Origin of the sequence: Moorena sp. SIO4A1 (genome assembly GCF_010672065.1) — a bacterium.
In the GTDB taxonomy this organism is placed as follows: domain Bacteria; phylum Cyanobacteriota; class Cyanobacteriia; order Cyanobacteriales; family Coleofasciculaceae; genus Moorena.
On sequence record NZ_JAAHHX010000009.1, the window covers coordinates 110,523 to 135,110 of the forward strand.

The 24,588-nt window shown below is 43.6% G+C and carries 21 protein-coding genes and 1 pseudogene; 12 read left to right on the forward strand and 10 right to left on the reverse strand.

Annotated features, from left to right (window positions below; all coding sequences use genetic code 11):
• Positions 1–280: 280 nt before the first annotated feature.
• The 3 genes from F6K53_RS09840 to F6K53_RS09850 form a co-directional block, all read right to left on the reverse strand.
• The gene (locus tag F6K53_RS09840) at positions 281–931 is read right to left on the reverse strand and encodes a hypothetical protein (protein ID WP_293027065.1); all 651 of its coding nucleotides are present in this window, start codon (positions 929–931) and stop codon (positions 281–283) included.
• A gap of 209 nt (positions 932–1,140) precedes the next feature.
• Positions 1,141–1,767: a flavin prenyltransferase UbiX gene (locus F6K53_RS09845; RefSeq protein ID WP_293027061.1), complete on the reverse strand. Its 627-nt coding sequence runs from the start codon at positions 1,765–1,767 to the stop codon at positions 1,141–1,143.
• Between the two features lie 231 nt (positions 1,768–1,998).
• On the reverse strand, positions 1,999–4,248 hold the full coding sequence (locus tag F6K53_RS09850; protein ID WP_293027057.1) for a ribonuclease R family protein: 2,250 nt from the start codon (positions 4,246–4,248) through the stop codon (positions 1,999–2,001).
• Between the two features lie 655 nt (positions 4,249–4,903).
• Between F6K53_RS09850 and F6K53_RS09855 the strand changes: the two genes are divergently transcribed.
• Both F6K53_RS09855 and F6K53_RS09860 read left to right on the forward strand, forming a co-directional pair.
• Entirely contained in the window at positions 4,904–5,128 is a 225-nt protein-coding gene (locus F6K53_RS09855) for a hypothetical protein (protein WP_293027050.1), read from the forward strand.
• 292 nt (positions 5,129–5,420) lie between these two features.
• Positions 5,421–6,230, forward strand: a complete 810-nt coding sequence (locus tag F6K53_RS09860) for a hypothetical protein (protein WP_293070623.1) — start codon at positions 5,421–5,423, stop codon at positions 6,228–6,230.
• A gap of 4 nt (positions 6,231–6,234) precedes the next feature.
• Here the strand turns inward: F6K53_RS09860 and F6K53_RS09865 are convergent, their stop codons facing one another.
• A complete protein-coding gene (locus F6K53_RS09865; protein ID WP_293070621.1) occupies positions 6,235–6,405 on the reverse strand; it encodes a hypothetical protein in 171 nt (56 codons plus the stop codon).
• A 170-nt stretch (positions 6,406–6,575) separates the two neighbouring features.
• Between F6K53_RS09865 and F6K53_RS09870 the strand changes: the two genes are divergently transcribed.
• A complete protein-coding gene (locus F6K53_RS09870) occupies positions 6,576–6,860 on the forward strand; it encodes a hypothetical protein (protein WP_293070619.1) in 285 nt (94 codons plus the stop codon).
• 67 nt (positions 6,861–6,927) lie between these two features.
• Entirely contained in the window at positions 6,928–7,128 is a 201-nt protein-coding gene (locus F6K53_RS09875) for a hypothetical protein (RefSeq protein ID WP_293019763.1), read from the forward strand.
• 300 nt (positions 7,129–7,428) lie between these two features.
• Here F6K53_RS09875 and F6K53_RS45770 read toward each other — a convergent pair.
• Positions 7,429–8,615: pseudogene (locus F6K53_RS45770) on the reverse strand (ISAs1 family transposase).
• Positions 8,616–8,694: 79 nt separating this feature from the next.
• Positions 8,695–11,544 carry a COR domain-containing protein gene (locus F6K53_RS09890; protein ID WP_293070617.1) on the reverse strand — a complete coding sequence of 950 codons (2,850 nt, stop codon included), beginning with the start codon at positions 11,542–11,544 and terminating at the stop codon, positions 8,695–8,697.
• 626 nt (positions 11,545–12,170) lie between these two features.
• On the opposite strand from F6K53_RS09890, the gene F6K53_RS09895 reads away from it, so the two are divergent.
• On the forward strand, positions 12,171–12,992 hold the full coding sequence (locus tag F6K53_RS09895) for a tetratricopeptide repeat protein (protein ID WP_364303745.1): 822 nt from the start codon (positions 12,171–12,173) through the stop codon (positions 12,990–12,992).
• A 144-nt stretch (positions 12,993–13,136) separates the two neighbouring features.
• Here the strand turns inward: F6K53_RS09895 and F6K53_RS09900 are convergent, their stop codons facing one another.
• On the reverse strand, positions 13,137–13,538 hold the full coding sequence (locus F6K53_RS09900; protein ID WP_293026847.1) for a response regulator: 402 nt from the start codon (positions 13,536–13,538) through the stop codon (positions 13,137–13,139).
• Positions 13,539–14,206: 668 nt separating this feature from the next.
• Between F6K53_RS09900 and F6K53_RS09905 the strand changes: the two genes are divergently transcribed.
• Positions 14,207–16,738: a DNA topoisomerase (ATP-hydrolyzing) gene (locus tag F6K53_RS09905; protein ID WP_293070615.1), complete on the forward strand. Its 2,532-nt coding sequence runs from the start codon at positions 14,207–14,209 to the stop codon at positions 16,736–16,738.
• Here the strand turns inward: F6K53_RS09905 and F6K53_RS09910 are convergent.
• On the reverse strand, positions 16,707–17,423 hold the full coding sequence (locus tag F6K53_RS09910) for a response regulator transcription factor (protein WP_293026853.1): 717 nt from the start codon (positions 17,421–17,423) through the stop codon (positions 16,707–16,709). The two genes, F6K53_RS09905 and F6K53_RS09910, sit on opposite strands and share 32 nt — an antisense overlap.
• Positions 17,424–17,641: 218 nt before the next feature.
• Here F6K53_RS09910 and F6K53_RS09915 point away from each other — a divergent pair, with 218 nt between their 5' ends.
• Both F6K53_RS09915 and F6K53_RS09920 read left to right on the forward strand, forming a co-directional pair.
• Positions 17,642–18,982, forward strand: a complete 1,341-nt coding sequence (locus F6K53_RS09915; RefSeq protein ID WP_293080474.1) for an adenylosuccinate synthase — start codon at positions 17,642–17,644, stop codon at positions 18,980–18,982.
• Positions 18,983–19,169: 187 nt separating this feature from the next.
• Positions 19,170–19,721, forward strand: a complete 552-nt coding sequence (locus F6K53_RS09920; protein WP_293026886.1) for a 50S ribosomal protein L25/general stress protein Ctc — start codon at positions 19,170–19,172, stop codon at positions 19,719–19,721.
• 328 nt (positions 19,722–20,049) lie between these two features.
• Here F6K53_RS09920 and F6K53_RS09925 read toward each other — a convergent pair whose 3' ends face one another.
• Positions 20,050–20,199 (reverse strand): hypothetical protein, encoded by a 150-nt coding sequence (locus F6K53_RS09925; protein ID WP_293026859.1) that lies wholly within the window; start codon positions 20,197–20,199, stop codon positions 20,050–20,052.
• Positions 20,200–20,513: 314 nt separating this feature from the next.
• On the opposite strand from F6K53_RS09925, the gene F6K53_RS09930 reads away from it, so the two are divergent.
• On the forward strand, positions 20,514–21,539 hold the full coding sequence (locus tag F6K53_RS09930) for an adenosine kinase (protein WP_293026862.1): 1,026 nt from the start codon (positions 20,514–20,516) through the stop codon (positions 21,537–21,539).
• On the opposite strand, the gene F6K53_RS09935 is transcribed toward F6K53_RS09930, so the two are convergent.
• Positions 21,536–21,703: a hypothetical protein gene (locus tag F6K53_RS09935; protein ID WP_293026865.1), complete on the reverse strand. Its 168-nt coding sequence runs from the start codon at positions 21,701–21,703 to the stop codon at positions 21,536–21,538. The genes F6K53_RS09930 and F6K53_RS09935 overlap by 4 nt on opposite strands.
• Before the next feature lie 494 nt (positions 21,704–22,197).
• Here F6K53_RS09935 and F6K53_RS09940 point away from each other — a divergent pair, with 494 nt between their 5' ends.
• From F6K53_RS09940 to F6K53_RS09950, 3 genes are all read left to right on the forward strand, one after another.
• Positions 22,198–22,386: a hypothetical protein gene (locus F6K53_RS09940; RefSeq protein ID WP_293026868.1), complete on the forward strand. Its 189-nt coding sequence runs from the start codon at positions 22,198–22,200 to the stop codon at positions 22,384–22,386.
• Between the two features lie 186 nt (positions 22,387–22,572).
• On the forward strand, positions 22,573–22,896 hold the full coding sequence (locus F6K53_RS09945; protein ID WP_293026871.1) for an excalibur calcium-binding domain-containing protein: 324 nt from the start codon (positions 22,573–22,575) through the stop codon (positions 22,894–22,896).
• 699 nt (positions 22,897–23,595) lie between these two features.
• A complete protein-coding gene (locus F6K53_RS09950) occupies positions 23,596–24,540 on the forward strand; it encodes a serine protease (protein WP_293026874.1) in 945 nt (314 codons plus the stop codon).
• The last annotated feature ends 48 nt before the right edge of the window (positions 24,541–24,588 follow it).

Consider the following 24,588-nt stretch of genomic DNA (forward strand, 5'->3'; position numbering starts at 1 on the left):
TCACTGCCTTGGCTGCTATTGTTATGCTAGTCTTGAACTTCCCCATCCGTCGCCGGAATGGGGATTCTTAGGCACAACCTAATTGGCTGTTATCGACCTGGGCGTAACTTTCCCCCGCACGGTCGGTAGCTGGTAGGGTCAATACCCAGTTTTTTTTTGAGACCCTTATTTCTTATATTAACACCACACTGGGAAAATTAATCCCCGACCTAAGAGGACGGGGTATTCAATTCCGTCTCAAACTCTCTCCAACGAGCAAGAAAATCAACCGTCAGTAAGGTTATTCAAAGTCTTCATCATCCTCAAACCCCCAGTCCTCTTCATCCTCTTCAGGCTGCTTAGCTACTTTCTTGTAAGGTGGATTAATTACTCGATACTTGGCATCGTAAACTGTTTCGGATTTACCAACACCTGAATTACCAGGTTTGCGATAACTATAGGAATAAACAGAGCCACTTTGATCACTACTTTCGGGTTCTTCGCTCAGGTCATAGCTAGTGGGATCCCCTTTAGTGGTGTGTGAGGTCGAATCTTGCTTAACCCCTTGGCGACCTGATGAAACTCGATCTGAATTCTGATCTTCCTCAAACTCCCACTCTTGACTACTACTTTCTTCCCAATCCGAGCTTGTATCATCTTTTGACGTTTGTTTCGAGGCTGGACGCTCACGAGTTTTCTCCTGCCTCGTCTGGGTTTGATAACTTTCACGACGGCTATATTCAGAAAATAATGGCTCGTCGTCTGGTGGTTCAGAATTTCGACGAGAGTAACGCCAAGCCAGGTAATTGGGGAGTCGTAGGCTGATGCTAGTTAGAACTCCAGCTCCAATGGCACCAACAATCCACAAGGCTAGAGGTAGAGGTGGTGTCTTCATGCCGAGAAAGACTAACGGTAGCACTGGCAACCAATTATCAACAACAAACAGTGCCAATCCACCTATTACCAAACATAAGAATATAATAATCCTAAACATAAACCAAGGGATTGAAGGTTATAGGTTAAAGGTTGAGGGGTGATGAAGATTTATCAGCATATGTCCGGCTCAAGGCAGAAAACTCTGACGATTTAGCCTCCTACTACTCGGTCTTTTAACTCTGCCCTATTTTCCCCCATCTTTCCGATATCTTTATTTCCTACCTATCATAGTAGGGAATCATTACTTCTCCCCTGCCACCGTTTTAGGGGAATGCAGTCAATGTCTAACTGGTCTAAAGCACGAGCTACCACAAAATCCACCAAATCTTCGATGGTTTGAGGGTTATGGTACCAAGCGGGAATAGCTGGAACTATTCTAACTCCTGTTTCTGCTAATCTGGTCAGGTTACGCAGATGGATTAAACTAAAGGGTGTTTCCCGAGGTACGATTACTAGCTGACGCCCTTCTTTAATTTGAACATCTGCTGAACGCTCCAGCAGGTCAGTACTGAAGCCCGCAGCCATTTTCGCTACGGTATTCATACTACAGGGCATGATCACCATTCCTAAAGTACGGAAAGAACCACTAGCAATGCTGGCTCCCACATCCCCCCACCGATGACAAATGAGTTTGCCTCCCTGATCGACTGCCGCTTGCTGACGCCAGAATTGTTCTTGTAGATCGGGTTCTAGAGGCATGCGAATATTTTGCTCTGCCTGCCAAACCATATAGGTAGATTTCGATGCCACCAGCTCAATAGCATAGTCAGCCTCTAGTAAATACTTTAAAGCCCGTACAGCATAGATTAGCCCAGATGCACCGGTGACACCAAGAATTAAAGGAATTGTCATTAGTCAGTAGTCAAATCATGTCCGGTTTAATACTTATCATTGAATGGTGTTCGTCATTTGTTTATTAATTTTTAATTTAAAATTGTTAATTAACAAAAGGGAATTAACCCTATTATCATCAATACTATTATAAGTGATTAACTGGACTTAATATGATTTCATTGGTAGTGATTGGTTAGTGGTTAGTGGTTAGTTAACCTTCTAGTAACCTACTAACCAATCACTAATAATTTACTCCTCTAAATCTTCGTTACTAGCAAAACTACCGCCACTTACGGTGACCAGGTCAATTTGTTGACGGTAATAATCCACACTCTTGACTTGGACTTCGACGCGATCGCCTAAGCGATAGGCAGTGCGATTTTTGCGACCCACTAGGCAGGCGTGACGGGAGCGATACTCGTACCAGTCATCCTTGAGAGAGCTAACGTGAACTAATCCTTCTACTAACAAGTCTTCAATTTCGACAAAAAAGCCGTAGGATTGAACCCCAGTAATTAGACCGCTGAAGATATCTCCTGTACGCTCTTTCATTTGTTCAGCTTTCTTTAACCCCTGTAAATCCATCTCTGCATCCATGGTGATCTTTTCACGGTCATTGAGATGGGGAATTAATGTAGTTAACTGATTTTCTAACTCTTGGTGAATTTCTGGTGGTAAAACATTCCAGTTTATATTACCTTGACAGCTGCTATGATTGAGATTTACGCGGTCTTTGGAACGGGTAGAACGACGGTCTCTTCCTTTTTCAAATACCAAATGCAGTAACTGTTGTACCCATAAATCTCCATAGCGCCTCAGTGGTGATACTCCGTGAGTATACCCAGTATCCAATGCTAGACCAAAGTGGGATCCTGGTTTTGAACTATAACCTGTTGGTTTTAAGGTTGATAACAACAAATAGATCAATACTTTAGGTGCTATGGATTTGGAAAATAGCTGGGTAAAGCCCTGATAGTCTTGAGAGGTAATGGTTTCTTCTTTCTCAAGCTGCATATCTAGCTCTAGATTCATGCCCAACCTAATCAAATCCTGAAGCCCATCCCAATCCGGTAGCCCCTGGACACAGTAAATCCCTGGCAAACCTAGGGCTTGGATATGGGTAGCTATTGCTTGATTGGCTAAGATCACTAATTCCTTCAACAACGACTGCATTGGTACTGTTGAAGAAACCTCCAGAGCCCCCACTCTTCCTTCATCTTTATAGGGGTATGGAATCTGGGACAAATTTAGGTCAAAGGCACCCCGCTGCTTTCGTTGCGCCCTGACTGCTGGACTCAAGGTAAAAAACAGTTCCTTGAGTATGTCCACCACAGGTGCCAATTCTGAGTCAGCTTCCTCATGTCCCCCCAGAAGGGACTGAGCCTGCTCATAAGTGAGCTGGTAGTGTACCTGGATTATGGACGGTTGAATCTCATATTCTACTACCTTACCAGCTTCGTCTAGAGTGAGTAGTACCGACATGGTTAAGCGGTCTTGACCTGGTACTAGGGAACAAAGCTGGGCAACGGCTTCCGGTAGTAAAGGCAATATCAGATCGGACAGATAAACTGCTGTACCCCTTTTTCTGGCTTCATCAGCCAAGGGAGAGTCAGGGACAAAGTAAGCCACATCAGCAATATGTATCCCCAGTTGCCACTGATTTGCTTCGGTTTTTTCTAGAGTAAAGGCGTTTTCTACAATTACCTTCTCTGAGTTAGCTAGCTTATCTTCAATGGTAATGGTCAGAACTTTTCGCAAATCTAGGCGCTGGGTATAGTCTGATTTTTTCAGCTTTTTCGGTAAGTTATCAGCGGCTAGAAGTACCTCATCAGGGAAGTTAGAGCGTAAATCGTGCTTGCAACAGACAATGTCGGTGTCAGCCGCATCTTCTGCATCACTTCCTAAAATACGGGCAACTTTTCCCAGGGGAGGGTTTTGTCCGAGGGGGTAGCGTAGCACTTCTACATGAACCAGATGATCCACTGCTTTGTCTAAGGTTTCCTCATCCGGTTCAAGATCTAGTTCAAACAAGAGTCGGTCATCAAGGGGAAAGGCTCGGTAACCATTACCAATTTCCTTGACTCGCGCTAGCACTGAAGGATTTACCCGTTCGAGAATTAACCGCACTTCTCCTTCAGGAGAGCGGCGTCGGCTACCTTCTTTGGTAACTTTGACTAGGACGCGATCGCCATTCCAGGCAGTACTCAGATTGCTCTCCCGAATGTAAATATCATCGGCTCCCTCGACTTCTTGGATGGCGAAACAAAAGCCTTTACTGGAACAGCGCAGCTTGGCTTCCACCACATCTTCTTCATAAACACGCCGATACCTGCCGCGATCTTTGACCAGAATTCCTAATTTTTCCAGTGCATCCAGGGCAATCTGGAGTTTTTTGAGACCGTCTTTGTCTTGGCAACCAAGTTTTTTTTCTAAGACTTTGGGTGCCACTAGTTTATCATCGGTAAAATTAGAAAGTAATGTAGCGATTGAAAATTCCATCCAACAATCCTTTTCGTCTGATCGTGGTTTTTGCTTGTTGCCCTTAAGACTATGCGATCGCTAGGGTAGGACAGTCCCTGATGCGATCGGGTCATCGGCTGAACATTGAAAGGCAAGCCAGGTGTACACTTCCCCAACAGCAGAGAATAGTGCATCAGTATTCCCGGGTAGCTGAACTTGTTCCACCCCTTGTGTTTCTTTCCCAGGAAAGGGTATCCACTGATGGTTTGCCTAAACTGGTTAACCGACTCTGTTGTTTTTGTTCCGAAGCAAGACTAAGGTCAGGGTAACTTTTTAGGATAATGACTCACCTAACAAAGCTTGCGGGATTTTTGAGTCAGAGCTTGGTCAATAGCCAGTGATTCAAACGCCATGGCACCTTCTTTGAGTTACGGTTTGAGGCCCCCAGGACGATTGTTTCGTTGGCGAAGTTGTCATCAAACGGGTACTAATCAGGCAGTTATGTATAAGAAGCAACCGATTCCAAGAGCAAGAGTGAGAATGTCCAATGCCACCCAGTTTCTTTGGTTAGAACTCTTATGTTCAGACACTGCAATACTCGGAACCATTAAGCTTGCTGGTAACTTAGTCCCCTTGCTTTGCCGATGCTTTAGCCCCTGGGGCAAAAGAGAAGCTTAGCTTAGTCTGGTCAGCCTTGGAACTGTGTCCAAATTCCCCAGTTATATCTACTAGTCTACCTATTGGGCAACCGATTGGTCACGCTTACGCCCTAAATTCAGATTTGCTGAATCGTCATACTGACTTGCGTAGGCTAAAAGGCAACGGACTACATCAGGAGATAACAGCTCTTGTGGAACATAGTAGGTGTGGGCAACGAGGGGAACTTGGAGGTACCCGCCCTCTGATTTCCTGTTCCTAGAGCGCCTGGGAAAAAGAAACTTTGGTTTTGCTTGGCTGTGCTGCTCAACTGGATCAGGAACACCACTGAAATTCCTTTCTCCTACGTCTGTTGAAGACTTGAACTACAGAAGGATTTAGCGCCAGCTTACCAAAGATAGTTCTATTATATTATGTTTTATTGTACATCAACGGGAGTACGGAATCGGGAAGAAATGTTCCGGTGATCCGCAGATCAGCTGTTCCCTTTGCTACAGTTCTCGGGTCAAGCTATGCTATGATGTAATGCTTAGATTTGGGCAGGAAATGGTTTTATGTTTACTCAGTTCCGAGATCGTTATCCTCAAGGCAGCTTGATCAGCGATCTTTTAGCGATTGACCATGGTCAGTACATCGTACGTTGCTCCGTTAAAGTTGAGGATACCATTTTGGTCACTGGTCTAGCTGCTGCCCAAACCGTTGAATTAGCAGAAGATCAAGCCAGACTTAGAGCCTTAGCTGCTTTAGGCATGGATAGCACCAAAGGGATTGATCAAAACAAGGATAATCCCAGAGCAAAGCGTGAGGTAAATCTGCCGCTGCAACCATGGCCTCGCTATGATGTTGGCTCGACCTCAGCAAGTCAGGAACAGACTCAACCCAATCATCATTTTACTCAAGCTACTCGAACCGGTGACACCAGTAGTTACTCTTTCTCAGAGTCAAGAGCTAGAGAGGTTAGGGAAACCGCTGCCAATATCCCATCAGTAGAACCAGCAAGGAACTTTAGCAATGATTCCTTCTCAAGGGAAGTAGAAACCTCTGTGCCAGCTGACATCCCTAAGAAGAGGGAGCCAATTAGCTACCAGACCTCACAACCTGATCCTCCAGTCCAGTCATATTCTCAACATACCATGGAGACTAACACCAGTGACATGGGATCATCGAGTCTTCCGATTATTGACCATTCTGAAATCATTACTAAAACCAATGTAGAAATGAAGCGTCTCGGTTGGACAACTCAACAGGGGAAAGACTATCTTCTACAAACTTACGGTAAGCGATCGCGTCAGCTGCTCAGTGACGATGAGTTAATGTCTTTTCTGAGGTATCTAGAATCCCAACCAATACCTTCAGATTCGTAAGCTATTAGCTATAGGAAAGGGAACAGGGAATCGGGAATCGGGAATCGGGACCCACCCCTAACCCCTCCCAGGAGGGGTTAGGGAATCGGGAATCGGGAAAAAATCCTGTGTACCTGATAGTTCTGAAAAACGCTGTAAGTAACATTAGATTAACAACAAAAGCGATGCTCAGCAAAGAGTATCGCTTTTGTTTATTAACCTGATATCGTCAGCTATCAGCATTCATCGTTCAGTTGAAATTTTTATAATTCAATTATCTGCAAATTGCTATAAATCTGGCATCTAAAATTATAACCATAAATTTCATTACTTAACTAATCAAATACTATAGCAATTATATTTCCCATGAGGTACAAACTGAGCCCCCGTTGGTCCCCCTTAAAAAGGGGGAATTTGAGCTTGATAAGCGTACATAAATTCAATAAACGCTATCTTCATTTTATCTGTTCCCGATTCCCGATTCCCGATTCCCGATTCCCGATTCCCGATTCCCGATTCCCGATTCCCGATTCCCGATTCCCGATTCCCGATTCCCGATTCCCGATTCCCGATTCCCTATTTAATCCCTCTAATTATAACGTTCAAATCCATTGCAACTTCTCCATAAAACTCCCAAAAAAACTTTTGTAAAACCCTTGACAACATAAACTATAATCATTATGATTATAGTTATAACGTCGAGTTCAATATTTGAAACATGTCACCAGAATTTAACCCAAACCTCAAAAAATACCCTGTTGAGCACACTCTCAAAGGCTCTCGTAAAGCAGTAATCTATAGCATGCACACCCTCTATGTTTTTGGCTATGCAGAGATTTGCGAGTGGAGCCCTATGGAGCCGACGGAGGTTCCAGGAGAAGTGAAGACTACAATGATGAAGTATTGGCTGTTGCCATAACACTTTAAATTTCTGGGGGGGTTTCCCCCCTAGCAAAGGCTCCTGGTCTTGTAAAATAAGATCACATCAGGTTTGGTTTGGGATCTGACTGACATGACAATTTCAATCCACTTACTGTGGCATTGAAAAAGCCGTAGACATAATGTCTACGGCTATTTTTTTTTCTTTTTAGACTTATTGCCTATTGCTAGCATGCCTATTGCCTATTGCCTAGTCTTGCCTATTGCCTAGGGCGTGTTTTCAAAGTTTTCCGCAAGATTTAGATCCCCCCCAGCCCCCAGGGCTGTTTCATTCCCAAAATTATTGCAAAAGTGCCAAAAGTGTGGGGATGTTGTTGCTAATTAATCTTTGAGCAATAGTCATAGATGAAAAACCGTTACTACGTAGGATATTAATGACAATGCTACGAATAATGGACATATTGGCAGGAGCGTGGGCTCCTGTGATCGATGAACGGTCTTCTTGAAAAACCACATCCTTTGACCAATGCAAGCGATTTTCAATTCCCCAATGTCCACGAATGCCTTGTGCGAAAATCTCAGCATCAGCGACCAAACTACTGATGTAGTAAGCAACCATTACATATGGTTGTCTACCTCGCTGTCCTGTTCTTTCAACCTTAATCAGGGTTTTTAAGCCAGTCCATTGGTTAGTGATACCAGTCAAATCATCAAACACACTGACACGTCTTTTGGTGAGGCGACCATGTTTTTTCTCGATGGTGGTATGAGTTGTCAGGGGCGCTGCCGATTGTGTATTGACTTGAATCTGTTGATAGAGCTTGGGCTGATTATTTTTTACGGCAATGGCATAATGATTCCCACTGTTGATAATTAACTCGCAGGTTTTTTTTGGCAGTGTAGAGAATCCAAGCTCAACACTGCTTGTTCTAAGTGAAGTGTTTTAATCAAAGCTTGAACTGTACTGATTTCACTGCCATGTTTGTTCTCGAACTGATTTTGAGTTAATACTAAACCCTGATCATGAGTGAACACCGAGACCACGCAAATAAAATTCTGATATTTCGTGTTGCTATTTCTCACTGTGCCTCTAATACTTTTGCCATCAATGCTTAACCATTGTTTAGGACTGATTTGGATATACTCTGATGCCCAACTTTGAAAGACCTTGGCAAAGTTATCAAAATCTATACCCATCATGACACGACGTATGGTGGAGTAAGATGGCACACGCCCTTTTGGTATTTTTAAGGCTTCGATTAAATCTTCTCGGTGACGTTGTGCGAAATCTCCCAGGGCACGGTAACCCAAGTATCCACTCATGGTTCCCATGATCACTATTAGTAGTACCACCCACAATGGATGTCGTCTTCCGTCAGTTGTACGAAAATCCCTGACTTCACCGAGTCTTTCAATCAAAGAAGAGCTCATTTTTTTAATTATCTTACCACATTCTCTTAGTATATGGGCTTTCTGAGGGAATGAAACAGCCCTGCCCCAGCCCCCCTTAAAAAAGGGGGGAGCCATACTCAAAGTCCCCCTTTTTTAAGGGGGACCAACGGGGGATCTCCGAGGCAAGAAGACACGCCCTAGTATTGCCTTTTTCTCAAAATATCTTACTAATCAAGTCTGGTAATTCCTTACATATAGTAACCATATTAGCAGTAGGAGACAAAGCACCAGCAATTCTGATTAGCATTTTCATAGCCTTGTTGGCTATTTTCTTCACAGCACTATCTTCGGAATTAGTTAAAGAAGAAGCGATGTCTTCAATTTGTTCTAGGGCTTCTTCTTTGTCTTCGTCATCCAAATCTTCTGCTAAGACTGCGCTTTGCAGTTGACTGAGTAATTCCTTCAGTTGTTTTTTATCAGACTCAGACTCAGTATCAAAGCTAGGTAACTGGTTGATAGTATTGGTAACCTTACCACTAATCTCACCTAAGTTAAACGCTACAGCAAAACTATCTTTTACTGTAGCGTTATCCGATATATTTATATTTTGACTTTTATCGTTGATATTAGCCATTAGTTCAGAAAAATCTCCAGAAATATTACCTTGTTTTGATAATAGCAATACTAATTTTTGAATATCGCCTTTAAACTGAATTGATTGATTACTATCTTGTTGCTCGTTAGATACTAACTTGTTCAAACCTATTATATCATCAAGTAAACTCAAAACATTCACCATCTGATAGCTTTCTTGACATTGAATGGTGTATTGCTTATCTGCTATAAATTTTAGCAATGTTTGAAAGGGATAAGAGTGTGGCGACTGACTGTCTTTACACTTATGACAATTACAAGGTATTAACTTACTGTACTTCAAGCGCTTATAAGAATCATGTATTCTATCTAGTTCGTAAGCAACTATGGTTAATAATCCCCGCTTATCTCTACCAGCAACCCTAATCTTAATCTCCCGTTTAGCGTAATATTCAATCACTTCCGCTTTGGTTTTGTCCTTAGTTAAGATGACGCCACTTTTCCAAACGTATTTGTGTCGGTCAATATACTGGTGCATCACCACAATAAGCCGAGTGAGAATACCCTTGGGCATAAAATCATGATAATCGTAGCGTAAAATCAGATTGTGAGATTCATGCCAGTTATAGTCTGGTTGGTTATCGCTGAGGAGTTGAGGGGCGATAAAGGTATCTTTGCAATCAGGAATTTCATAGCAAAGTTGGAATTTCTTCATTAGTTCTAGTAATTCTCCTCTGCTAGAGGCATACTTGTCGTCTTTCCAAATACGTTTTAAATCCTTGCGGGTAAACTTTCCTTTGTTATTAATAACGTCATGATTATCTAGCACTTTGTAAACTGCATCGGTCGCCCATTCTGGTTTAAGAATGACTATTTTATATAACAACGAATCTTCTTGCTGCTGGAAATGAAGACATATGCCTAAATCATGGAGATATCCGCTTAACTGTAATGCATCTTCCCGTTGAGTAAATCCATTGGTTTCACAGATATCTAGATATTCCTGAAGAGATATATAATCCCGGGAATCGTTTTCTAAGGCTTGACGAACATTTACCCAAGTTTTCGGTAATGGTTGTCCCACGTGAGGTAAATTTTGAATGTGATATTGAATAGCAGTGATAATCTCTGCTAAGCCTCGGTTAGTTTCGAGGTTAGTAGCCAGAGTTTTTTCGAGATTGGTAAATTGTCCTCGCAAAGCGCTTTCGTTAATTTCCCTTTGGCGGTCTTGTTTCTCGTTTTTAATAATCAACAGGGGGCTATTGTCACTAAATTGTTCTACACTATTGAGCCAATAATAAAAATCCGTATCTTCTTTCCGACTATCCGCCACTAAAGTATAGAGAGAACGTTTACTTAAAAAAAACTGATGGGTAGCATGATAAATTTCTTGGCCGCCAAAATCCCAAATATTGATTTTAAAGTCTCGTTCCTGATCTAGAGGGAAACTCCATTTAATAACATCAATTCCTTCCGTAGACAATTCAGTTTCTTGGAGTTGGTATTGGGGGTCTTGAATTTTTTGAGCTAAACTGGTTTTACCTGCTCCTGGCTCACCGACAATCAACAACTTAGCTTCATAGATATAAGCTTCTCCTTCTTCCCTTAATTGCCGCAAATATTGTTTAATGGCATCTACCCCTTTACTGACAACTTCTGGTGGTGGCACAACCAGGGGATTACCCGATAAATATAGCGTGGTTAAATTGGAGAGATTTCCAAGAGAGTCTGGCAGTTTGGTTAGTTGATTGCCCGATAAATATAGCGTGGTTAAATTGGAGAGATTTCCAAGAGAGTCTGGCAGTTTGGTTAGTTGATTATATGCTAAATCTAGCTCGGTTAAATTGGATAGATTCCCAAGAGATTCCGGCAGTTTGGTTAGTTGATTATTCCTTAAATATAGTTCGGTTAAATTGGATAGATTCCCAAGAGATTCCGGCAGGTTGGTTAGTTGATTACTCGATAAATATAACCTGGTTAACTTTTGAAAATTACCAAGAAATTCCGGCAGCTTGGTTAGTTGATTAAACCATAAATTGAACCTGGTTAAATTGGAGAGATTACCAAGAGACTCCGGGAGGTTGGTTAGTTGATTATTCCCTAAAGTTAGACTGGTTAAATTGGATAGATTACCAAGAGATTCCGGGAGGTTGGTTAGTTGATTATTCCCTAAATTTAGCTCCGTTAAATTGGATAGATTACCAAGAGATTCCGGGAGGTTGGTTAGTTGATTATCCGCTAAATCTAGCCTGTTTAAATTGGATAGATTCCCAAGAGATTCTGGAATATTATTTATTTCGTTATAGCTTAAATTTAAGACTTTAATTGGTTTTATTTCAAAAACTTCCTCTGGAATATTGGTCAGTTTGAGTAAGCAATAAAAATTACTCAAATTTAGTATTTCAAGGTTTTTTTCCCTGGCTTGTTGGATTTTTTTTCGGAAGCGCTTTGGAATACTATCTTCGCTCATATAGCAATTGTTATTTGGGTGAGTTACAAAGCTGATGGTTTGAAGGCAATAGGCTTTTAAGGTAATCAGCGTAAAAAAAGACTGTACCTCATAAGTCCGATGAACGCGCTATATTATCCCTGACCCAACAAATCTATTTTAATATTTCCTCTAGAAAAGTGATGTGGCATCACTGGTTAACTGCAACAACAAGTATTTATACTTAAAAACTTTGCTGAAAGAATTTCCTTCTTTGATTCAGCAATGGCAAAATTGGGCATTGCCTAAATGCGGGATGATTTGAATAGTTTTGTGAAATGGGCATCTTGGTGAAATGAGCATCTTAGTGGAATGGGCATCTTAGTGGAATAGGCATCTTGCCTGTTCCACCCAAATCAACCTACTCCCCCGACTCCCGACTCCCGACTCCCGACTCCCGACTCCCGACCCCCCCACACGTCCCTTGCTCGGATCCTCTAGGATGACAGATGAAGCAGGAAAGTCCTATCGTGATGAGTAAAGCTAGAGCTATACCCTTCCGGGATTACTCTCAGTAGTTGCCTAACCTGTAGATTCACATTAAGCTAATTGTTCTTTGAGGCTGTACCGTGCCTAAATCTATTCCATTACTATCTATTCTTGTTCTGATGGGTTTGATGAGTTGGTCAGCACCAGTTGCTGGACAAGCACTCATTCCCTATACCCTAAAATTGGATTCAGAGGAACTCGAACAGCAGGGCTTAACTCTGGCTCAGGAGGCCATTCAGTTAGTCCGCTTTCAACAATACGACCTGGCCCTGCCTAAGGCCAAGTTAGCCACTCAACTTGCCCCCAACATCTATCAAACCTGGTTTATCTTGGGAACGTTGTACGTACAGTCCCAGGAGTTGGATCAAGGCATTGAAGCCTTGCAAAAGTCTTTCTCTCTGGCACCAGAAGAGGCTGGAGTGCTGTTCACCTTGGGGTCAGCCTATTTTCAAAAAACTGAATATAGAAAAGCGATCGCTCAGTTGAAAGCGGGTTTAAAACTCAAGCCCGATGTGCCAGAAGCCCTGTTTGACTTGGGTAACTCTTACTATATGCTGAATCAGTATACTGAAGCCATCGATGCTTACAACAAAGCTGTTGCCCAAGACAAAAACTTTTGGCCAGCCATCAACAACATTGGGTTGGTGAACTATGAACAAGGGGATGTGGAGAGTGCCATTAAACAATGGGAAGCAGCGATAGGGATTGATAAAGAGGCCGCAGAACCTCAACTTGCGATCGCTGTGGCTCTGTATGCCCAAGGGGATATCGAAAAGGCACTATTAATGGGAGAAGCGGCAATCCGCCTAGATAGCCGCTATGCTAACTTAGAGTTTCTTAAGGAAAACCTGTGGGGTAAGCGCCTGCTTTCTGAAACCGAAAAGTTTCTGGAAAATCCCAGAATCCAAGCCACCATTATCCAGAGTCAAGGTCTACCCTAAGCAGCCCAACTCCACCTGTCATGGGTGACTCCTAAAAACAGTGCTTGATCTCCATCAATTGCCAATAGGGGAGGGATCGCAACCAAATATGGGCAATCATCTCAAGGGGGGTGGTTTAAGATTGGCAATTTTCAAGAAAGGAATTTAATTGTCCTGGGGCAATAGAGCGATGATCTGATTAACAAACTGTTGATGGTCAACAACAGGTTTGGAGATGTAGTCATCGGCACCACTTTGCTTAAGGAAGTTTTCTCGATCCCCTTCCATCGCATGAGCAGTGACCAGAATAATCGGCAGTTGGGACGTTTCAGCATCAGCCTTAAGCATTTGGGTAATCTTAATGCCGTCTACTGATTTACCCTGATAAACACTATGAGCTAGGGAAACATCCATCAAGATAATGTCTGCCTCCCCAGCTTGGGCTATCTGCATTACTTCTTCTACATCTTCAGTATGCTTTACATTCAAACCGCCCCGCTTACTGAGAATCTTGGAAAAAACACGAGCATTAATCGGATCATCTTCGACAATCAGAACGGTTTTCATGGGTCTTGGATCAAGAGTGTCATTTTTGGCAAAAGTGTCATTTGATCATAAGTTTGACAGGGAATCGGTCATGTTGCTATTTCAAATGCAAGATGTCATCTTCTCAAGTCTACTTTCCCCAAATGCTTAGCTAACTAGTAATGTTCATGGGACTGATACAGGTGATAGGCGGCTTTTTACCAGGCAAGCTGACGCTCCAGGAAAAAGCCTTCCCTAACTGCATCCAAACCTAGATTATAGTGTCTTGGGGACAGTGGGCACAACGACTTGTTAGAAGCGAAGCTTCTGGCTGGGTTTTCCTTGAGCCTATTTCTTTGAGTCGTGCCCATAGTTATGCTTGGCAAAACCCACCACTATCTTAAGGCGGGAAATCGGCTTTGGAACCAGATGCTCAGATTTTATGTAAGCATTCAGCCGTCAGCCGTCAGCTTATTTTATTCAATAGCTGAGAGCTGAGAGCTGATAGCTGATAGCTGAGAGCTGATAGCTGAGAGCTGAGAGCTGAGAGCTGAGAGCTGATAGCTGATAGCTGATAGCTGATAGCTCAAGAAGAAATTCTCTTGTGCTGATCTTTGCGATCTTTTCGAGTACCGTAGCCTTAACGAGCGTGCAATTTCCCTATACCCTAAACCCCAACACCCTGTGGTCAATTCCTTGGAGGATTTTTGATGGCAAAACAGCTGAACCTAATGGGAAACAGTAATGTCATTCCCACAGCCCTACATTTGGAGATGCAACGGTCATATCTTGAATATGCCATGAGTGTGATTGTGGGGCGTGCTTTACCTGATGTCCGTGATGGGCTTAAGCCCGTACATCGACGTATCCTATATGCGATGCACGAATTAGGGTTAACCCCAGATCGACCATACCGGAAATGTGCTCGTGTGGTTGGGGATGTGTTGGGTAAATATCACCCCCACGGTGACCAAGCGGTGTATGAAGCGATGGTGCGGTTAGTCCAGGACTTTTCCACCCGCTATCCCCTCCTGGACGGTCATGGCAATTTTGGTTCGGTGGATAATGATCCACCAGCAGCCATGCGTTACACTGAAACCCGACTTTCTCCCGTGGGCGCTCAAGCCCTATTGTCAGAAATTGGGGAAGCAACGGTTGATTTTATCGACAACTTTGATAGCTCCCAGCAAGAGCCAGTGGTACTCCCGGCACAATTACCAATCTTGTTGCTCAATGGTTGCTCTGGCATTGCTGTGGGCATGGCAACCAATATTCCTCCTCACAATTTGGTAGAGATAGTAGATGGCTTGATTGCTCTGATTGACCGTCCCGATTTAGCAGATGAAAAACTCTGGAAATTAATTCCCGGACCCGATTTTCCCACTGGGGGGGAAATTGTGGCAGCTGAGGGGATTCGGGATGCCTATACTACCGGTCGTGGCAGTATACCCATTCGAGGCATCACCAAGCTTGAAACCATTCAAGTCGGTCGAGGGAAACGGGGGCAACGCAGGGCAATTGTAGTGAGTGAGTTGCCCTATCAGGTCCATAAAGCCGCCTGGATTGAAAAAGTGGCAGCTTTGGTCAATCAAGGGCGTATAGAAGGGATTAGCGATATCCGAGATGAAAGCGATCGCGAAGGGATGCGGGTGGTGGTGGAACTCAAACGAGATGCTCAGCCATCAGTGGTTCTCCAGCAGTTGTATAAGCAAACTCCCCTGCAAACAAACTTTGGTGCTATCCTGCTGACCTTGGTAGATGGACAACCCCGACAACTTACCCTGCGGCAGTTGTTAGAATCATTTATTAGCTTCCGAGAACAGACTCTAACCCGCCAATATACCTATGAGCAGTCCCAGAAAGAAAGACGTCTTCACCTGGTAGACGGGTTACTGGCTAGCCTCAATCAGCTGGATGCCATGATTGACATTCTCAGAAATGCTCCTGATGGTACCACCGCTAAGCTTTCCCTGCAAAACCAGTTAAACTTAAGTGAAATCCAGGCTGACGCAATTCTGGCCATGCCCATGCGACGGCTAACTGGCTTAGAACGAGAAAAGTTAGAGACCGAGCGTGAGGAACTTTCCCAGCGCCTGGAACAGCTGCAACAATTACTCAATGATCGGCGGGAATTGCTCAAAGCCCTGAAGAAAGATTTGCGATCGCTTAAACGGAAGTACGGTGATCCTCGCCGTACCCTAATCAACTCTATTGCTTCCACTGAAGAACAGCAAGAACAACCGATAGCTCCTCAACACAAGAGTAAGAAATCTGCTCAACCCCAAAAAACTCCTGATACCCTACCTAATGCTCCAACTGAGCCAGAACAAACACTTCTAGAATTTACCTACCAAGGGTATATACAGCGGCAAAGTGCCACAACACAGCCAAAATTACCGAAGTCAATTAAACAAGGGGAGGACTTTGTAGTTGAGGCTCAGCTGTCGCTCACTACACAAGAATTAATGGTAATCACTGCTTCTGGCAAAGCCTACCCAGTCAAAATTAGAGATATTCCACCAGCAGCTGGACGCAAGCAGGGCATTCCCTTGGTAAAGTTGCTGCCAACTTCGGTTCAATCAGAAACAGTTGTGGCTCACTTTAGGGTGCCAGATGACTTAGAAAACTTCACCCTAGTTTTGCTGACTCACCAAGGTAAAATTAAGCGTGTATCAGTGTCTGAGTTGACCAAACTAACGAACCGTGGTATGTTGCTTACCAAGTTCAGAAATGAGGATCAGCTACAGTATGCTAACCTATCTACTACTACAGCTACACAAGTGGTGGTAGCAACCAGCAATGGACGGCTGTTGCGCTTTGAGATTAATGACAAACAGTTACCGATTATGGGACGCAGTGCTCAAGGAAATCAAGCCTTGCGGCTAAAGGGTAAAGAAAAGCTGGTTGGCTGTGTTGTTTTAGGGGAAGAGGAAAACCTCTTACTGGTGTCTGAGCAGGGGTATGGAAAGCGCCTCCCCGCGCAGGCGATCAGGTTGGCTAATCGGGGAGACCTGGGAACTCAAGCGCTACAGTTTAAGACCGCTAAAGATGCTTTGGTCAGCATGGTCACCGATTCCATCGCCAATGAGGTCATGGTAGTCACTTCCGTTGGCGGTAAGCGTTTAGCAATGGAATCGGTTCCGATTTGGGGAAAAGATGGCACAGGCGATCCCATTGCCCAACTCAAGCCAGAGGAAAAAATCATTACTGTTACTCCTCTGGTTCAGGAGTTAACTGTTTAACTGGTTCAGGAGTTAACTGTTTAAGGCGATATCCCACACTGTGAACGGTTTCAATCAAATCTCTGGGTGCGCCAGCTAATCTCAGTTTGCGCCTCAAACTTTTGATGTAAGCGTTGACCGTCTCCTCTTCGGGAGGGTTTTCAAAAGACCAGACGTGCTCGATAATTACACTACGAGTCAGTACCCGCCGACCGTTGCGCAGGAAAAATTCGAGTAAACTATACTCCTTACGGGTAAAGTGGATAAGTTGGTGCTCATAGCTTACTTCATAGGTACTCGGGTCAAGACGCAAATCGCCCCACTGAAGTACTGGTGGTGCGATAGATTGACCTCGGCGCAGCAGAGCCCGAATCCGAGCGAATAATTCTGGTAAGTCAACTGGCTTAACTAGATAATCATCAGCCCCTGCATCTAGACCCTTGACTTTATCATTAGTGTTATCGCGACCCGTCAACATTAGAATCGGGATTTGATTGCCTTGGGCTCGCAATTTTCGACAAACACCAAAGCCATCAAGCTTGGGCAGAGTCAGATCTAGCACCATCAAGTCATAATCAAGCATTTGGGATTGCTGGCAAGCAACTTCCCCATTGGTAACCAGATCAACCACGTAACGTTGGTTGGTGAGGGCTTCGGATAAATTTTCAGCAAGGAGAATATCATCTTCCACTAACAAAATTTTCATTGTAGAAGTAGTTTTTTGTTAAAAATGACTGATAAGAGTACATAGGTAAAGTCTAAAAGAGATTGGAGTGGCGATTCTACGTCAAGACTAACTTATGTTACTATCGTTCCTCTCGTTCCTCCAGTTTCTGCGTAGATCAGCAACAGTAAAGTTGACAGCAGTCACAACCACTGTTCATAATTATCAGGTGGATAAACTTTAGCATTCAAAATAAACCCTTGGCTAACGTTGTTGTAATTGGTGCCCAGTGGGGCGATGAAGGAAAAGGCAAAATAACAGATCTGCTGAGTCGTTCAGCAGATGTAGTCGTCCGTTACCAGGGGGGCGTCAATGCTGGGCATACGGTTGTTGTTCAAGGTCAAACGTTCAAACTGCATCTGATTCCTTCTGGAATTTTGTATCCGGATACAGAGTGTATTATTGGTTCCGGTACAGTTATTGACCCAGAAGTTTTAATTGCCGAACTTGACCAACTTGAAGCACTGGGCATTTCCACTAAAAATCTGCTGATTTCAGACATAGCCCATGTCACGATGCCTTATCATCGATTGATTGACCAAGCATCGGAAGAGCGCCGGGGTAGGCAGAAAATTGGTACCACTGGTCGTGGCATTGGTCCGACCTATGCGGATAAATCAGAGCGTGCTGGTATTCGGATCATTGACCTGATGGATCCGGAAGTATTGGTAGAAAAGTTAACCTGGACGATTAATTATAAGAACGCTATTTTAGAGAAGCTCTATAATCTACCGCCGTTAGACCCAGCAGTTGTGATCAAGCAATACCAGGAGTATGCTGAACGGCTAGGCTCCTATGTGGTCGATAGTTCCTTGAAGATTTATGAGGCGATTGAGCAAAAACGCAATATTCTGTTTGAAGGCGCTCAAGGGACACTGCTAGATTTAGATCATGGGACGTACCCCTATGTAACCTCTTCCAATCCGGTTGCTGGTGGAGCTTGTGTGGGTGCTGGTGTAGGACCGACAATGATTGATCGGGTGATTGGTGTGGCAAAAGCTTACACAACCAGAGTCGGAGAAGGACCGTTTCCCACAGAGATTCACACTCGAGAAGGAGAGTTACTTTGTGAGCTAGGATCAGAATTTGGGACAACCACCGGTCGCCGCCGCCGTTGTGGCTGGTTTGATGCCGTCATTGGTCGCTATGCTGTTCGGATTAATGGTCTTGACTGTCTAGCAATCACCAAACTGGATGTACTCGATACCTTTGAAGAAATTAAGGTGTGCGTCGCCTATGAAATTGACGGTGAAATCAGTCGGGAATTTCCTAGCAGTACTAGCGTGTTTTCCCGATGCCAGCCCGTTTACAAAACCCTATCCGGTTGGCAAACATCTACTGCTGAATGTCGGTCTTTAGAGGATTTACCCACCGAAGCCTTGGATTATCTTAAATTCCTGGCAGAACTGATGAAAGTTCCTATTGCTGTGGTTTCCTTAGGAGCCAGCCGTGACCAGACAATTATTGTGGAAGACCCAATCCACGGTCCAAAGCGAGCACTATTGGATGCTAGCGGTACACCGATAACTTCGGGAGTTTGAGGGGGTCAGGGTGTCAGGGCGTCAAGGCGTCAGTCGGAGAGTTTGAATTTCAGTAGTTTCCGATTCGATTAAAAACCCTGACTCACCATTGAGGTCAGCACCCCCCTCGGTGGCGGAATCGACCGGTAGCTGACCAGTAATCGCCATTAAATTGGCTATATTATCTCGAAGAGTTAAATTCCTAGCGATGAATGTTACTGTAGAATGTCAAAAGCGACCAGAAGGTAGTAAGCCGAGAGCCTTACGCCGTTCTGGCTTGATTCCCACCGTACTTTACGGTCACAATGGTGCAGAATCTGTATCCTTAACTATGACGGCTAAAGCAGCAGAAGACTTGCTTAAAACAGCCTCGGTTAATAATACCCTGATCGAGCTCTCTATTCCTGACCTTTCCTGGAATGGTCCAGTGCTCCTGCGGGAAATACAATCTCATCCTTGGAAAAATTCCCTTTACCACCTCAGTTTTTTTTCGGTGGCTTCTCAAAATAAAGTAGAGGTTGTTGTACCTCTGAAGCTAGTGGGAGAATCCGTGGGAGTTAAGCAAGGTGGAATTTTGCAGCAAAGGCTTACAACAGTGAAAGTGCAATGTCCCCCAGATAAAATTCCCGAAACCATTGATATTGATATATCAAATTTGGAACAGGGTAAGATGTTCTACATTAACGAGTTAGTCTTGCCAGAAGGGATCCAGGTTATGGATGATCCTAAATTAAGTGTTCTTGCTATCACCTCTAAATAAAGCGTTGCACAATACAGGTAAGCATTAAGCTATCAGCCGTTGGCTGATAGCTTACCTTAAAGGGTGCATGTCAGTTTTGTTAATCCCTGATTCAGATCCCCCGTTTCCCTTAATAAGGGGGAATTTTAAATCTAATTCCCCCCTTTTTTAAGGTAGGGCTGTTTCAAAGAAAAATAAGTTAACGAGAAAAGGAGATAGGGGGATAGGGGGAACCCACCCCTAACCCCGACCAGGAGGGGATAGGGAAATAGCTCAAAATTTTCCGAAAAATCCCCAAATTTAGTCATTAAAATCTGACTAATTAGCCGGCTTCAATCAACTCAAATGACTAACAATTCGTGATTCGGCTTTTGAGTATGGTTAGATAAATTTGGCCAAAATCACGACTATTCGCGCTCCTTATTCCCCTCCTGGTCGGGGTTAGGGGTGGGTCCCCATCTCCCCATCTCCCCATCTCCCCATCTCCCCATCTCCCCATCTATTTTTGGCGAGAATGAAACAGCTTTTTTAAGGGGGGTTAGGGGGGATCTATGTACCTAATTACAAAGTTGACATGCTCCCTACCTTAAATCATATTTTGTTAATTGCCGATTGACCACTGATAATTTTCACTAAGAATTTTCAATGTTCAATTTTAAATTGACGAATAATGTTCCATGATAAGTATTGAACCGAAAACAATATCATTACTTTAGAAAGCAATGATAGGTTGGTTATATTTGTCTGATTAAGCCAGGGGAGAGTTAAAATTTCCCTGGATTTTTTGTGAATGATTAGTTGGATTGGAAGAAAATGACAGAAAACTCTCAACAGTCAAGACCTATTGATGTCTTTGGTGTCGGAAATGCTTTAGTCGATATTCTGGCACTGGTGGATGATGATTTTATCCGGGAACATGACCTGAATCGAGGGGCAATGACGTTGATGGATGCCCAAAAGCAGGCTATGATTCTACAGAATCTTGAGCATCAGCATGTGTCTGTGGAACTGAGCTCAGGAGGCTCGGCTGCTAATACTATGATTGCGATCGCTCAAAGTGGTGGTAAAGGCTTCTATTCCGGTAAGGTCTCTAGAGATACCAATGGGGAATTTTACCGACAAGACCTATTGGAGGCAGGGATTCACTTTGATGTGCATCCAGCTGAGCTATCTAGTGGTCCAACTGGTACCTGTGTGGTTCTAACTACGCCTGATGCTGAGCGTACTATGTGTACTCATCTGGGAGTGTCTACTACTTTGGCTCCTACTGATATTGATGTGGAACGACTCAGCCAATGCAAATATAGCTACGTTGAGGGCTATCTCTGGACGGGAGATGACACTCGCAAAGCTTGTATTGAGGCGATGGAACAGTCCAAGCTTAAAGGAGTAAAGAGTGCTTTTACCTTTTCCGACTTCTTTCTAGTAGAGAATTTTGCTGATGATTTCCGTAACTTGATTACAGATTATTGTGATGTGGTCTTCTGTAACGCGGCAGAAGCACGCCACTTCTGTGGAGTGGAATCCTTGTCTGATTGTGCTGGTAAAATAGGCGAGTTAGTGGATACAGCTTTTATCACTGATGGCCCTAATGGTTGTTTAGTGGTGGAAAATAAAACAATTTTCCAGGTGCCTGGATTCCCAGCTAAGGCCGTGGATACGGTAGGAGCTGGTGATGCGTTTGCCGGTGGTGTGTTGTTTGGACTCACCAATGGTTTGACCACTAAGCAAGCGGCACGTTGGGGAAACTATTTTGCTTCAAAAGTAGTACAAGTTCATGGTCCGCGTCTGGAGGGATCTCAGGCTGAGTCGGTCAAGGAAGTTGTTGGTAGCGATTAAGCTATTGTGCAAACGCAGTTTTCAATTGGGTTAGGTACTTTCTTCTTGGGTTTTAGGGAGCAGGGAGTAGGGAGTAGGGAGTAGGGAGTAGGAGTAAGAGTATGGGGAGTGCTAGATCCGGGCGTGGGGAGGGGCGGAGTCGAAAAAAATTCTGTGTACCTCACTCGTGATCAAAATTGCTATATTTAATTCGCAGCTTTTGATCATTTAACTTGCAACTGTTAATTAATTGCTATTTGTTAACAGTTGCAAGTTTACTGTTTATTTAATTAAAGGGTTTCTCATAGTAATAAGGTACACAGGATTTTTTCCTTATGCTCCCCCTATTACCTATTACCCATTACCCATTACCCATCACCATTCCCCATTCCCCATTCCCCATTCCCCAGATAAGCGTACTAATGTTGCTGCATAATTGACATGCTCCCAAGGAAACAGTCTGTCAAGTCGGGCGATCGGGGGAGAAATCCTAGACAAGTGGCGCGGGACAGAAAGTATTAATTGTGAAATTAAGAAGCCCGCGCTGTAACCAAGTTCAGCGCCGGGAGTATGTCACATGCTAAGTATGACCCACTGGCTTTCCGATAATTAGCGATCGCAAAAGCCAACCGCTACCAGTTACCGATACAAAATATTTACGCTCTGCGCACCAGAAGCTGTGTTATGCGTTCGCGTAGCGTGGCCTACGGCCAATCGCTTATTCTCTCGTCGTGGGGATGTGTCTGATGCTACGGTTGATTTGCTTAAAGGTCAACAGGCTGGATTTGAAGGGTTTACAGAAGAGGAACAATCGTTGGTGATTAGGTTGGATACTAGTCAGGATTGGGAATCCCAGTTGTTAAAGTAAGAAGAATGAACAAGGCATCAAGTATCAAGTATCAATTATGAAAGGTTAAGTATCAATTATGAAGGGTTAAGTATCAATTATGAAGTATGAAGGGTAAGAGCATCTCAATTAGGCTTGACACAAGGAGTTAGAAGAATCTAATCTATGGTCAATGAAACTTGAACTGAGAACTTGAATCATGTAATCATGATCCATACTGATAATAAAAATAACAGTCACAAATGGGAGCGATCTGATGTTATCGCTGCCTTGGCTTTAATAGTATCAATTTTGACTTTTGTATTTAGCTCTTCAGGACAGAGAGCACTATGTTCCATTGGACTTGAAAATGAAACCTGTCCTGAAATACCACCTTGTGTTGTGGGTACAGGTGATACTTGTAATTGCGCGGATTTTCAAAGTCAAAGACAAGCTCAATTATTACTGGAAACCTATCCCGGGGATATTCACAACCTTGATGGTGATCAAGACGGTATAGCTTGTGAGAAGCTCTTAAAAATCCAAAACTAAAGATGTACTTGGATGACTTACTTAGGCGTTTGATTGACTTCAGGTTATAGCCAAGGTTCAGAAACACCTGTTACCCAAGAGCTGGCGACCAATGCCAGTCGTTCATCTAGTAGTTTATCGATTACGTGGCCATTCAGGTTCGCTCGCTGTACGTGATTCTTATTCTCACAGGGCTTATCTAAGGATATAGGGGATATAGGGGATGTATTTACAAATTGTTAAGCTGTAGGTGTTGATGCCCTAATGTGTTATAGTTAAGTTGTAAAGAAAAATACAAATATGCGCTTATTATAAAGAAAAAAAGTTATTTATAATAAGGAATCAAGGTCTTCTTTGTGGTATCAAAGGCGAAAAACATCTATCATGCCAAATTTTAGCTAAAATCAGCAATCAGCTATCACGTTCTTGAGGGTTGGGTTGTTCAGGATAACTGATGTACTCCCGTCCCTGAGTTAAATACCTAAGTTTTCCTTGATTAAACAATTGACTATATAGCCCCATTCAGATTAGGACATTCCTAAACTCCGAAACGTAAGTAATCGCTTACTTTTGACTTCTGACTTCGTTCCTTCTGACTTGCGCGTAGCGCTATAAGTACCCTTTCGGGTACTGTCAAGCCTACTGCAACCTTGCGATTATGTACATGGAAAGAACATTCAATTGAGTTCTTGTTAGTAATTAATTGTAAGGATAATGGTTATGTCAGAAACTGAAATAGTTTCCAATCAAAGCAACCAAGCAAAGGAAATAGAACGGGAGGATCAGCAGCTCCATGAAATCACTTCCAGCGAAACTCAATCCCAGTCAATAGATATCGAAGACCAATTTGAGGGAATGATGGGTCGCGGTGAAATCGAACCAGTACCCAAATTCAATAAATCCCGAGCCCTTAATGAGGGTTTTGATTTCCAGGAAAGAATGTTGGTCACAGAGGATATGGAAAATCTTCCAGATGCTGGTGCTGGAGAATTCCAAAGGCCGGAGTCAGTATGTGGTAGTGACGACCGCATCCGCATTTCTTCACTTACTAGTATGCCCTGGCGATGGATTTGCCAGTTAATCATTACCAAAGCTAATGGGAGGCGGTCTCTGTGTACTGGCTGGTTTATTGGACCACGGACAGTAATGACTTCTGGACACTGCGTCTATAGCCATAGTGCTGGTGGTTGGGCCAGGAAAATTGAGGTCTTTCCTGGTATTGATGAAAACGAAGCTCCCTTGGGCTCCCAAGTTAGCACATCCTTCCGCAGTGTAAAAGGCTGGACACAAGAACAAGATGATGATTTCGACTACGGAGCAATTATTCTACCGGATGACACCCTAGGGAACCGAGTCGGCTGGTTCGGATTTGCCAATCTATCCGACGACTTACTCACAAATCTACTGATAAATAACTCTGGCTACGCTGGTGACAAACCATTTGGCACACAATGGTTCAATGCTGGTCGAATTACCAGAATCAGTGGTCGCAAGCTCTCCTATATGCTCGATACCTATGGCGGTCAAAGCGGTAGCCCAGTCTGGCGCTTGCAAGATGGTCAACACCATGTAGTGGGAATTCACGGCTATGGTGGCTGTCCTAACAGTGCTGTCCGCATCACTAAGTCTGTGTTTGATAATATGTCGGCTTGGAAAAATGTCTAATATGTCCGGGACTAATCATCATATCCCTGAGCGGGTAATGGGTAATGG